The 13,785-nt window shown below is 46.2% G+C and carries 5 protein-coding genes; all 5 read left to right on the forward strand.

All coding sequences use genetic code 11. The annotated features are described in order from the left end of the window. The first annotated feature begins 428 nt into the window (after positions 1–428). The 5 genes from INQ51_RS17760 (at position 429) to INQ51_RS17780 (ending at position 13,637) form a co-directional block, all read left to right on the forward strand. The gene (locus tag INQ51_RS17760; RefSeq protein WP_233379295.1) at positions 429–848 is read left to right on the forward strand and encodes a hypothetical protein; all 420 of its coding nucleotides are present in this window, start codon (positions 429–431) and stop codon (positions 846–848) included. Between the two features lie 105 nt (positions 849–953). Further along, positions 954–2,120: a hypothetical protein gene (locus INQ51_RS17765; RefSeq protein ID WP_233379296.1), complete on the forward strand. Its 1,167-nt coding sequence runs from the start codon at positions 954–956 to the stop codon at positions 2,118–2,120. A gap of 1,330 nt (positions 2,121–3,450) precedes the next feature. Then, a complete protein-coding gene (locus tag INQ51_RS17770; RefSeq protein WP_233379297.1) occupies positions 3,451–4,161 on the forward strand; it encodes a hypothetical protein in 711 nt (236 codons plus the stop codon). 507 nt (positions 4,162–4,668) lie between these two features. Continuing rightward, positions 4,669–5,079 carry a hypothetical protein gene (locus tag INQ51_RS17775; protein ID WP_233379298.1) on the forward strand — a complete coding sequence of 137 codons (411 nt, stop codon included), beginning with the start codon at positions 4,669–4,671 and terminating at the stop codon, positions 5,077–5,079. A 158-nt stretch (positions 5,080–5,237) separates the two neighbouring features. Further along, the gene (locus INQ51_RS17780; protein WP_233379299.1) at positions 5,238–13,637 is read left to right on the forward strand and encodes a gliding motility-associated C-terminal domain-containing protein; all 8,400 of its coding nucleotides are present in this window, start codon (positions 5,238–5,240) and stop codon (positions 13,635–13,637) included. The last annotated feature ends 148 nt before the right edge of the window (positions 13,638–13,785 follow it).

Consider the following 13,785-nt stretch of genomic DNA (forward strand, 5'->3'; position numbering starts at 1 on the left):
TTTCCGGGCGGTAGTTGATGCGTCAGCCAACGATCCGGGAAGTATGGTTCTGTAGGGGGCTATGTGCCCCCGGGGCGAACGGGAACAGTGGATGCCTTTCTTTACAACAACTTTTTTGACGATACAACAACAGCGCACCACTTTCCCGCCAGCCGGACCATTAGGCTTCAAATCCATCCGTCAGCTGACGGATGGAATTTGGAACAAAGAGTGAAAGCAAAAGTTTTAAAGAGCTATGCAGATAAAAATGAAAATGCTTTCGAATAAAAATATAAGTCGCGATTGCGACCCCCTAATCCCCCAAAGGGGGATCTTCCTCACCTTTGGGGAGGTCAGGAGGGGTCAGAATCATAGAGGGAATTAGAATTTGGAAGTATAGAACTTTTAGGATATTAGTCTGCAAAATAAAAGAGAACAAATAAAACAAAATGAATTATCAACAGGAGATACAAAACTGCAGCAAGCAGTTGCCAGCCTGCCCGGCATGCGAAAGCAGACGGGTCGCAGTAAGCAGTGAAAACAGCAACTTCCGCCTGAACTTTCGCCACGTGTGCGGGGAGAAATCTTTGCATTCTTTTCCCTTCGCTCTTGGCACTGCATCTCCGCAAAACCTGAATGCCTATGGAAAAAGTCTTCGTAAAATGAACATGGTTGACCCGAAAAAAGAGAAGCAAAAGCTGGTTCAGAGTTTAGTGTTTAGAGTTCAAAGTAAGCATGTATACCGCGCTTTTTTCTCTCTGCCCTGTGCTCGCAGCCCTTTTCTCTTTGCGATGTTGTTAAACCCTGCACTATTAAAGAGAAGTAAAATGAAAAACGTAATTACAAAACAATTTAAAACAAATACTTAATTATTAACCAGCTCCGTCCTGCCCGGTTAATAGGTTCCCCCTTTAGGGGGATGTCCCGAGTATTCGGGACAGGGGGTCGGGCCGAGCCTTTAAAATTTAATTATTATGAAAAAGCAATTTTTAATTTTGTTCTTGTTCGTAGCGGCATTAGTCGCCGGAACGTCGCAGTCCTTTGGGCAGACGACCACTCTGCCTAATAATTCAACGAATCCGATTAATGGAATTAGTTGTAACGATTCTCCTTTGCACCCTATGCCAGGTGTTTCTTATACTTATTCATTGAATGGGTATTCTGGGCCTGAGGTGGTTGCAGACTGGACATGGTGGGCTACTAAAGACTCTGCATTTATTAGCGCAAGTGGTTTGGTGACAACCAACTGGCTTGATTCTGTAGGGGGTGTTGATCTTTTGAATCATAGCGCAAATTATGGACAACTTAATCAGAGTGATTCAACAGTTTCTATTACTTGGTCGCCAGGTATTCTCGCTCGTACGGAATACGAAGCAACAGTAAATTTGGCCGGAGATCCGCCATCTCCAACTTTTGTTGTAGGTTATGCTCGTGGTCAGAACTGTGCAGATAACATGCAAGTATATGAGATCAATCCTATTCCTGCCTTCGTAATTGATATTGCCAACATTGACGGAACCGGAAATACAATGGATTGGGACGTAGATACAGGTCAATGTGTTAGTCCGATTGAAAGTGCAACATACAATAGTAGTGTTGATTCAGTTATAGTAAACTACGGTCATGATACCTTGTATTTTGAATTAGCTGCGATGAATTTTGTTAATGATTTTATACCTTATTTGACAGTAAACGGAGGGTCTTTGTCAGGAAGTCAAACAGCTGACATCGGTATCGCAACTACATACGCAAATGCAACAAATGGAACTTTTGTTACTGATACGACAGTTACTTCTTCTGCAACTGCTATTACCTGGAACACGGGTGAACGTTTTACCGCAAGTGCGATTGACAATGCAACTGGAGTTTCTTTATGGATCAGAGTAATAATAAATAACAACGAATGGGAATCTTTAGCCGCACAAACTTTTTCTTTGGCTGCGGATGCTATTGATGATGGCGGTAATGGAATTTGGGATATGGAAGATGATGACTGTAATACAGCAGGAGGAGGTACAGATGCTATTGATTATATCGATGTGGCAGATCATAGAATTGATCCTCGTCCGACAATTACACATCAGACTTCGGATCCAATTTCTGCTGAACCCAATAACGTTGTGGATAAGTCGAGCAAATAATGATGAATCTTGCTTTTTCATAACCTAAGATATCAGTCGGTTGACTGACAAGCCGGATGGGGCCGCTCCAGGGGTGCTTTGGCATCCGTGGGGCGGCCGGCCGGGTTGGAAAGCAGGAGAGAAGAGTCAGCAGTCTCAGTCGGCAGTCACAGTGTTCCGTGTGTCATCCTGAGCGAAGTCGAAGGATGTTTCAGTATGAACCAGTGACCAATGACGAATGACCAGTGACAAAAAGTTCAGGGTTCAAAGTCTGTCCGTCCTTTGACGGATTCAGTGTAGTTTTTACTCGAAGCTCGTGGCTCTAGGCTCAACAGGTTATGAAAAACGAGAAGCCTCTGTGGCTCTCTGTGAGGAACTCAGTGTCCTCTGTGTTTAAAAGTCCGTCAGCTGACGGATACCACAGTGAAAGGAAGAAGTAAAATGAAAATGATCCGGTCTGCAAAGACGTACTGGGGGAATTCCGGAAGTAAAAACCGGAATTAAGAAAAGGAAGAAAGTGAACAGTCTCAGTTGGCAGAGTGTCATCCTGAGCGAAGTCGAAGGATGTTTCACGCTTAACCAATAATTAGAGACTTGCAGCTTATGAAAAGTAAAAACAAAAAGAAATGTGAACAAAAATAACTACATAAAAACCAGCAATGCCCCGCCTGTGGCGAAGTACTTGCTGAAGATGCGCGACGGGCCTGAGTGTCGTCAGCCGGCACCCGGGACTGTCCCGCGCATTATTCCCTCTGCGGCCCTCTGTGTAAACTCTGTGCCCTCTGTGGTAAAAAATGATCCGTCAGCCGACGGAAACCACAAAGGACTACTGAGAAGACACAGAGAGCACGGAGAGATAAACTCAATCCTTGGCTTTCCGCAAGCACTGCATCCCGGGTGGATCGGGACCTGCAGGAGGAAAACTAAGTTTAAAGTTTAAAGTTCAGAGTTGAGCGTGTCATCCTGAGCGAAGTCGAAGGATGTTAGTTTCAAACTACCTGCTGTGCTCTGAGTGCCTGATGTGGTTCAGGATAAAATGAATCTGCAATTGGCAAATAGCAGTAGGCAAACCGGTAAACAAAAATTATCTGTAGTGCCCTATGTGTCTATTGTGGTTCAAATAAAATTTGATGAACGAATGATGATGAACGATTTAGGATGGCAGAAGGATGAAGAAAGTTAGCAGTTGGTCAATTTTGCAATTTGACAGTTTAACAATGAATAATCTTAGCGACTTAGCGCCTTTGCGAGAGAAGAAACCATCTTCTGTGCCTATGTACCTGGTGTGGTTCAACGAAATAATAAATAAAGCAAAACAAGTTCAAAGCTCGTAGCTCTTAGCTAACAGCTCATGGCTAAAAAAAGTACACATATCATCCGTTGGGTAGTAGGAGTAATCCTGGTGCTGCTGACCGTGGCAAATGCTTTTGCACAGGACGGGGCGAAGCCTGTCCCTGAGTTATCGGTCACCCAGTGCGATACCTTGGAAGTACAGGTGGTGGATTTTCCTGCCGATCGGTATACTTGGGATCTTTACAGCGACCCAAATGGGAATTTCGCAATTAGCCAGGGAGATATGGAGTCTGCTATCTATTTTGAAAACGGAATGTACGAAGGCTTTAAAGTTCGTGTCATTGACCTTCCTACCGGGACTTACTTCCTAAGGGTAATGGCTTGGGATGAAGTGGAGTGTACGAATAACCTGATGGTGTTCAAGTTGGAGGTGATTGAACCGCCTCCGCCGATTGTGTACGGCGATTCGGTGTGTGTGGATGAAGTGCCTGTTGTAAGAATAATTTTTACCGGAAACGGACCGTGGACATTCACTTACACCTATTCGGATGGAGTTACCACAGTAAATGGCAATGGCGAAAGTGATATTGAGGATCTTACTATGCCGATTATGAATCCGCTGCCTGAGGGCAAGTATATTTTCTGGATTATGGAAGTAGTGGATGGCTGTGGAATCGCACGTGAATACAGTCCGGAAGAACGGCCCGGAACCGGTATCCTGATCTATCCGAAACCAACAAAACAACCGATCTACCTGAAAGAAGAATGATATTAGTGTATGGAAAAGTTAAATTGTAAATTAGAAAGGAGAAAACAGGAAAAGCTGAGGCTGAGGCAAAGGCAAGCCCCAAGGGGGCGAAAGTTAACAGCCCGGGGTGTAACCCTGGGGGAAAAAGAGCCATCAACCCGCGCTCCACGGTCCGGCGTTGATTGAAATGAGAACTCAGCATGGAGCAAGAGAATACCGGCGAGTAGAAGAAAGAAAAGAGAATGATGAATATCGATGAACAACAAAGAGAGGCAAAGGCGAAGAGAACAGTCGCAGTGTTCAGAGATCAGTCTCAGTTAACAGTTAGTCAATTTAACAGTTTGACAATTTGATTAATGATATTAGGAATGAACAAACAATTGGCAAATAGCAATAGACAAACCGATAAACCTTCAAGCGTTTTTAAAACCTTGAAGCGTTTAAACTTATTTACTGTGCCCTATGTGCCTATTGTGGTTCAACGAAAAAGTTTGAAGCTCACAACTTGTAGCTAAAAAGAAGATGAACATGGAAATACATTTCGCACCGGTGAAAATAGTCTTCGCGCAACCAACAAAGGATCTCGCGCAGACGACAGTACACTTCGCGCGACTGACAGAAGACCTTGCACGACCGAAAACTGACTCAGCGTCAGGTGCAATCTCTTCCGCGCAACTGCCAACTGACAGCGCGTCAGGCGAAGAACGCTTCCGGCGACCGACAGAAGGCATCCGATCATCGACAGAAGCCTCCGCGCCGATGAAAATGTGTCCCGCACGACCGACAGGAAGCTCCGCGCTCCTTTTCAGTGTGTGCTCGGCAATTTGGCAATTGGATGAACGAATGATGATGAACGATTTAAGATTGCAGAAGAATGAAGAAAGTGATCAGTATTTAGTCTCAGTTGACAGTAAAGCAATTTGGCAATTTAACAGTTAGACAATTTGATGAACGATTATGAAATGAGCGGACAATTAGCAAATAACAGTAGGCAAACAGATAACCCTTCAAGCGTTTTCAAAACCTTGAAGTGTTTAAACTTATCTACTGTGCCCTATGTGCCTATTGTAGTTCAAAGAAAAGCTCATAGCTAAAAAATGAAAAAGTTGATGTACATAGTATTCTTCCTCTTTATGGCGGCAAACCTGCTCGCCCAGGAGACCTATGTCATCGACTCGGTATGTGTGGGAGCCGAACGTACCTACCGCCGCGACGGGGAAGCCAACTATTCTTACTATTGGGAGCTGGTTGACCGCGAGGTGAATGACACCAGTTATGTGCCGGGTGTAGACTTTAAAGATATAAATGGCACCGATACCACCTGGGGAAACGAAATCACGCACCTTTGGGATGCCGAAGGCGAATTTGATATTATAGTTTATGTGACCACAGAACACGGCTGCGACACCCTGGAGCAGGGCATGGTAAAAGTATTCCCCCTACCCGAAGCAGAAGTGGGCGAAGACAAGGTGCTTTGCGATCTGAACGATATTGCGGTTTCAGGTGATACGGCATGGAACTACAGCGTACTGTACTGGACCACCACCGGCGACGGAACATTTAGCGATGCCTACAGTCTGCATCCCGTTTATCAGCTGGGGGCAAACGACAGCATTCTGGGCGAGGTGACACTGATTCTCACCGCCGAAGGAATGGCCGACAACGGAACCTGTACGCCCGCTGTTGATTCGCTTACCTATCGCTTAAGCAGGCCCGAGATTGCTTTTGAGGTGCGCGAACTGCTTTGTTACAACGATCGCGACGCCATCATCTGGGTGAACATGATCGGCGGGGCAGCGCCTTTCGACTTTGCCTGGACAGGCCCCGACGGATATGCTTCAACAGCCAAAGACAGCATCACCGGTCTGGGTGCCGGCTGGTATTACTTAACCGTTACCGATGCCAACGGCTGTTTCGACATCGATTCGGTTGAGATCGTCAACCCGCCCGAATTGCTGGCTTCCATCAAAAATATTACACAGATCAGCTGCTACGGTTACTCCGATGGCGCCATTGTAGCTTCTGCCACAGGAGGTACAGGTACATTATCCTTCTCCTGGACCAGCGAGCTGGGCTCGATGTATTCAGGTGATTCGATCACTGGCTTGCCGGCCGATACCTATTACCTGACAGTGACCGATGAAAACGCTTGTACTTATTTGGATACGGTTGTACTGCCCGATCCTGACCTGCTGCTGGTGGATGTAACGGCGGATGATACTATTTTGTGTGAAGGAGAAGTGGTAATCCTTCACGGTAGTCCGGTGGGTGGAACCGGACAACTGACGCACCACTGGACCGGTAACGGATCGGTTTTCCTAAGTCCGACCACCGATAGCCTGACTACCTTTGCCGGCGCTCCGGTAGGGAATTACATTTTTACCTACACCATTACCGATGAGGCGCTTTGCCAGGCCACCGACAGTATTGAGTTGAATGTTTACCCGCCTTCGTACAGCTTCGATTCGATGGAGGTTTGTGCCGGTGCTGACGCCTTCACCTGGAACAACCGCACGATTACCAGCGACATGGACCGTATCTATAAGGATACCTTGCCGGGCATGAACCAGTACGGTTGCGACTCGATCTTAACCCTTGATGTGAAAGTACTTTTCCCGACGGATTTCGATACCACCATTTACATTTGCGAAAACGAAACACCTTATGCTCCGTACGGCAACATCACCATTCTGCCCGACCGCGACAGCATTTATTACGATACTTTACACTACGCCAGCTCTGGTTGTGACTCGCTGCTGATCACCATCAATGTATTCACCCTTCCGGTAACAGAGAGTTTCCTCGATTCAACACTTTGTGCAGGCGCCGGAGAATTTATGTGGAATAATCGGCTGATACAAACCGATTCAAGCCAGGTGTATTTAGATACCCTGGTGAACACCTTTGGCTGCGACTCACTGCTGACCTACGATGTGACCATTGTTCCGCCGGATACCTTCCATGTGGATACTACTTTCTGCCAGGATGAACCTGAATTTGTATGGAACGGAATTACCATTCTGACGGCTTTCGACAGCATTTATGAAGCCGTACTCACCAACCAGTTTGGCTGTGATTCCATTGTGAACCTGAATGTACAACTGTTGCCGGTAACCGATACCGTAATCGATACTATGTTGTGTTACGGTAATCCACCTTATGCCTGGAACAACCTGTTCATTTATGCCGAACACGACAGCACTTACCTCGATACCCTGGTCAATCAATACGGTTGTGACTCTTTGCTTACTTTAAATGTAACCATAAAGTATCCTGATATTATTGATTTGGATACGACGCTTTGTGAAGGAACCCCCGCTTTTGCCTGGGGCGCCGGACACATCGTCGATTCTTACCGGGACAGTGTCTATACCGATACTCTTCAAAACGTATTTGGCTGCGACTCCATCGTTAACCTCGATGTGAAGATCCTGCTGCCGTATGACAGTTTGCAAACCGTGGAATTGTGTGCAAACGAATTGCCTTACAACTGGTACAAACATACCGTATTACCCGATCGCGACAGCATTTACTACGACACTTTGTATTACGCCGCAGGTTGCGACTCTTTGCGGCTTCAACTGGAGGTGATCACGCTGCCGGTGTCGGATACCCTGATCGAAATGGTGCTGTGTGAAGGAAGTCCGTCGTTTGATTGGAACGGCCGTCCGGTTTCTACCTATATCGACAGCACTTACCTCGATACAATGCAAAACGTGTTTGGTTGCGATTCAACCATTACTCTGGTAGTCGACATTGTGCCGGCATTCAAGGATACTCTTTCCGATGCTTTCTGTTTCGGGGAGCCAATTGCCGACTGGTACGGGCAGGTTCTTTCATCAGAGCATGATAGTACCTATATTCACAATGTCCCCGGGCCATCGGGTTGTGATACTTTGATTTTCTATGAAATTACCATATTGCCGGTAACCGAAATTGAACTGGATAGCACAATTTGTTACGGATTACCCGAATTTTACTGGAATAACCGCTTGATTTCAACTGCTGCCGACGGTGTTTACTTGGATACGCTGGTGAACAGTTTTGGTTGCGACTCGTTGCTGACCTACAATGTGTTTATAATTCCACCGGATACGGTGCCGGTTTACGATACTTTCTGTATGAACGAGTTGGTGGCCGACTGGAATTCCATTCCAATCCAAACCCAAACCGACAGCATCTACCAGGCCGTATTGCCTGACTCGGAAGGTTGCGATTCGGTGGTCATTCTTTATACAACCATTATTGAAGGCGGGGTGACCTACGATACCGTTTACGCCTGCGTGGAATATACCTGGACCGATGGGACCGGTCAAACGTATTTCAATTCCGGCGATTACGTGCATGCGCTTGGTAGCGGAACCGCTTGTCCTGACACCAGCTGGCTGCACCTGGTGATTAGCCCGCCCATTCAGATCGCCCCAACAGTGGCTGATGTGCTTTGTTATGGCGACAGCACCGGAACCATCGATTTAGTGGTGAGTGGAGGTATCGCGCCGTACCGTTATCTCTGGAACACCGGTGATACCACTGCCAGCCTGAATAACCTGCCAGCCGGCGATTATTCTGTAATAATTTACGACTCGCTGGCTTGTGAGCAGACCATTACGGTTACCGTTTCTCAGCCTGATTCACTATACATTGATAATGTTGTAGTAACGAATGTTGAAATAACAGGCGAATCAACCGGAAGTATTGAGGTTGATGTTAGTGGTGGAACTCCTGGTTACAGATACCAATGGACCAGTGAAGATGGTGTGGTGGTTGACTCGGTTCAGAACCTGTATAACCAACCGGCAGGTGATTATACATTAAGCGTTTGGGATGCCAACGACTGTCCGGTAACGATTACTATAACGATTACTGAACCTGTTCCGCTTGATAAATATATGTCTCCGGTTGTAACACCAATTTGTTACGAAGACCGGTATAATTATCCGATTCTTGATTCACTGAGTGAATACCTGACGCTGGATTCGGTCGTTGAAGTATTCTCTAATGCTGGCCTCGATTTAAGTTCCTTTAAGATGGATGCGCTGGTAATTGACGGTAGCACTTATTGTTACGAAGAAATACGAACCTATAGTATAATGGATTTCGAAGGCGATACCCTTAGCGCTACTCATCGGATCATTGTGGATGATCAGGAACCGCCAACAATTAGCTGTCCGGATGATTTCTCGGTGTCTAACGGAATTGTTCCGGATCCTTACGATTCTACCAAATTTCTGACGGCAGGTGGTTCGTTCAGCGATAATTGCGGAATTGTAAGCTTTGCATTTGTTGGTGAACACACCGATGGATTATCGAATCCCGAGACCATCACCCGCATTTACGAAGTGGCTGACTATTGCGGAAACACTTCTACCTGTGAGCAGATCATAACAGTGTATGTAACAACAACCGATCCGGCACTTGATTGTAGTGACTTGCCAACGGAATACCTAGCTTGTAGTGCAAGGGATCTACCGGTTTACAGAACGATTGAAGAGTTTAACGATGCAGGAGGAAATTATTTTAGCTCGCTGCCAATAGATACTTTCTATTATACGGATGTGGTGGCCGGAACTTATTGCCCGACAATCACCCGAACCTATGTTTTAAGGAATGTGGCCGATCAGGAAACAACTTGTGTTCATGTGTTCAAAGTGGTGGATAACGAAGCCCCGCTTCTGAATCTTCCGGACGTACATATTTATTGCGATGAACCCCGTCCGAGAAGATACTCAGGGTCAACGAGTGTTTCGGATGTAGTAAGAGACTATCCATTATCTAAATACGATCTGGATACCATCATTTGGGATAATTGTGGTCCGCGATCATCAATTGACTATATTCAACCGGCTAAAAACGATGATGTTCAGGAAGGTTGTCCGAAAATTATTACCCGCTATTACGAAATCGTTGATAAATGTGGAAATGAAGGTACAGGAACGCAGCGAATCTTCATCTATGATACGGTAGCACCGGTAATCACCAACTTCCCGTATGAGATTACTGCCGACTGTGATATTCCTCCGGCTTACACCGATGTGAGCGCTTATGTTTCGGATGACTGTGGCCCGCTGGAGATTGATTACCGCGACTCTTTGGGCGGTGTGGATGAACAAGGCGTAGTATATCGTATTTATACATTTAGCGATCCTTGTAATTCTGTAGAAGTTATTCAGAAAATAACCATTGAGTTGAAAAATGTGCCTGTGTTGGCTTCAATAGATCCTATTTGTCAATTTACTGTGGCTCCGGCATTGCCAACAACCTCGGTTAACAACATTACAGGTTATTGGTTGCCCGATACCATAAGTACAGCTGAAGCCGGTACGTTCGAATACATTTTCTATCCCGATTCCGGTCAGTGTGCGGGGCCTGCAAGCTTAACCATCGAGGTGGTTCCGGCAATTGATCTCACGGCAACAGCGGTTGACCAGGGCTACAATCCAAATCCGGTCGGAAGCATCGATCTGTCCATTGAAGGAGGAAGCGGAACATATACCATCAACTGGACGGGTACTAAGGGTTATTCCGCAATTACAGAAGATATTTCAAACTTGTATGCAGGCCGCTACTTTGTGGAAGTTCAGGATGAGGTAGGTTGTTACGACAGTCTTTCGCTTACACTTATTGCCCAATTGCCTGAAATCGCTTGTCCGCCCGACACTGTGATCGAATGTCCGGATCTGGCTGCTTATCCTCCGGCAACAAATATTGCTGAATTTGAAGTGTTAGGTGGATTATATAAACCCGATAGTTTAGTGTCAAGGGTTTGGAACTTCGATCTTCCGGGAGACCGCGATTTCTGTTTGAGCCTGGATCGTTATTACGTGATCGAAGATATTTATGGTCGCCGCGATACCTGTGTGCAACATGTGGACTTCTACGACATTGTTGCTCCAGTGCTGATTGCTCCGGAAGGAGACACGGCTGAATGTTTGTCGTCGGTAGTTCCGCGCATTGAAACACTGGCTGATTTTCTGGCGCTTGCTGATGCCGATGCTTATGATAATTGTGCGCTTGATCCTGCTTCGTTTACTGTGAGAGACACTACGATTGTTCTTCAGCCCGGAAGGACGAGGGTGATTGTATATTACAGTGTAGCTGATTTCTGTGGGAACATAGCGCGCGATACTAGTTATTACCTGGTAACCGATGACCAGGCTCCTGAAGTATTCTGTGCCGACATTACGGTTTACTTAAATGCCGATGGAACTTACTCGTTCACCGTTCAGGATTCCATTGCCATGGTCGACAGTCTTTACGATAACTGTACGGCACCGGAAGATATGCTGGTTTACCTCGAAACAAGAGAGCTGACCTGTGAAGACATTGAGTCGGGCTTCCAGGTTCGGGTGACGGTGGTGGACGAAGCAGGCCTTTCTGCAGAATGTATGGCCAACATCACGGTTGTAGATACCATTCCGCCGGAAGCTATTTGCCAGGATATTACGGTTTACCTGGATGAAAACGGCGAAATGAGCATCACTGCCGAACAAATTAACAATACTTCAACCGATAACTGTGAAGTAGCTACTATTCAGCTTTCAAAAGACCGTTTTGATTGTACTGATGTGGGAGAAAATACAATAGAACTGACGGTTACCGATGTTTATGGTAATTCGGCTACCTGTGAAGCCATTGTAACCGTAATCGACGAAATTCCTCCGGTTATTACCTGTGTTGGAAAACAAACCGTTCAGCTAAGCGAGGAAGACGGAACATATACATTGAGCTGGGAAATTGTGACCGAGAGTGCAGACGATGAGTGTGGTATCGATACCATCCTGTTGGATAAATATGTGCTGGATTGCGATGATATAGGAACCACCTTTATTACGGTAACGGCTTACGATGTAAATGGAAATTTCAGTAGCTGTCAGGCAGAATTTGAAGTATTCGGCAATATTCCGCCAAACGTTGTCAACGATACGGCCGTAACGGCAGTGGATGTTCCGGTGGATATCAATGTGGTTCTTAACGACTACGACCTGAAAACAAATATCAATATTTCGTCGCTTAACGTGATATCGAATCCAAATAATGGATCGGTTGTAGTTGATAAGGTTACGGGAATAGTGACATATACGCCTGATCCGGGATATGTTGGAACGGATGTGTTCCGTTATTCCATTTGTGATGATGGAATACCTTGTGACCCTGAATGCGGAAAAGCACTGGTACACGTAACGGTACGCCCGGCCAATCAACCACCGGTGGCCGTGGATGATTATTTCGATTTGCCTTGTGGTAATCTTACCGGAAGTGTAATTGAGGGACCAGATGATGATTATGATCCGGATGGCGACAACATTGTGGTGAATCCGGTAGCCATAACACTTCCTGTTAATGGTAATCTGACCTTGTTTGATGACGGGCATTTCGAGTACGAGCCATTCTTCGATTTTGAAGAGGGAGTGGACAGCTTCCAGTATGAAATTTGGGACGAAGGCTTGCCTCCGTCATTAAGAGATACTGCCTGGGTATACATAACACGTGTAGCCGACCACGATTGTGACGGTGTTGCCGATGTGGACGACATCGACGATGATAACGACGGTATCCGTGACCTGAACGAAGGATTTAATCCTGATTTCCCGGATCTCTCCATCGATTCGGACCAGGATGGAATACCGGATTACCTGGATATTGACTCGGACAACGACGGTATCGTTGATAATATTGAAGGACAGGGTGAACACGATTATGTGAGTCCGGACGGATGGCGCGACCAGAACAACGATGGTTGGGACGACCGCTACGACCCGAATTACGGAGGTTATGCTTTCGATGAAAACCTGAATGACCACGATCAGGACGGAATGCCTGATTACATTGATATCGATTCGGACAACGACAACGTATTCGACTTTATTGAGGGTTATGACTACAATGCCGACGGTATCCCGGATGTTACCCGCCAGTTTGTTGATACCGACGGCGATGGCTTGGATGATGCCTATGATACCTGGATTGATACCTGGGGCAATGACATTGACAATGAAGTGGAACACAATGCACCACTGCAAGACTTTGACGGCGATGGATGGCGTGACTGGCGCGATACCAACGACGAAGATGACGAGTACATGACCGCAGACGAGGATATCAATGGCGACGGCGATTACAGCAACGACGATCTCGACCTTGACGGGCATCCGGAATACCTGGATACCGAAATGGATTGTGAACTGTTTATTCCGGAAGGTTTCTCTCCGAACGATGATGGTGTTCACGACTTCTTCCAGATCCTGTGTATCTATCCAAGGTATCCGAATGCGAAAATGATGATCTTTAACCGCAACGGACAAAAACTGTGGGAAAAAGAACATTACGGTAACTACGACATCTGGGGCTGGAACGATGCCTGGTGGTGGGGTACAACCGACAGCCGCTTTGTAATTGGAAGGTCGGGCGGATTGCCGGCCGGTAACTACATTTATGTACTGGAACTAAACGATGGTACCGGCGAAGTTCGAAACGGAACGGTGATGCTTGCATACTAAGTAATGCAGGCATCATTTTGATCAGCCTATTTATTCTTTTGCCTGAAATACACCTCGTTGTAAGTGCTTTTGTTTCAAAAAGTCTGGTTCGTTTTCAGAAATGCTTATGAGTTTTCGGAGATATTGAATCAAGAATGGGGGATAGGAT

Origin of the sequence: Maribellus sp. CM-23 (assembly GCF_021354595.1) — a bacterium.
Taxonomy (GTDB): domain Bacteria; phylum Bacteroidota; class Bacteroidia; order Bacteroidales; family Prolixibacteraceae; genus Draconibacterium.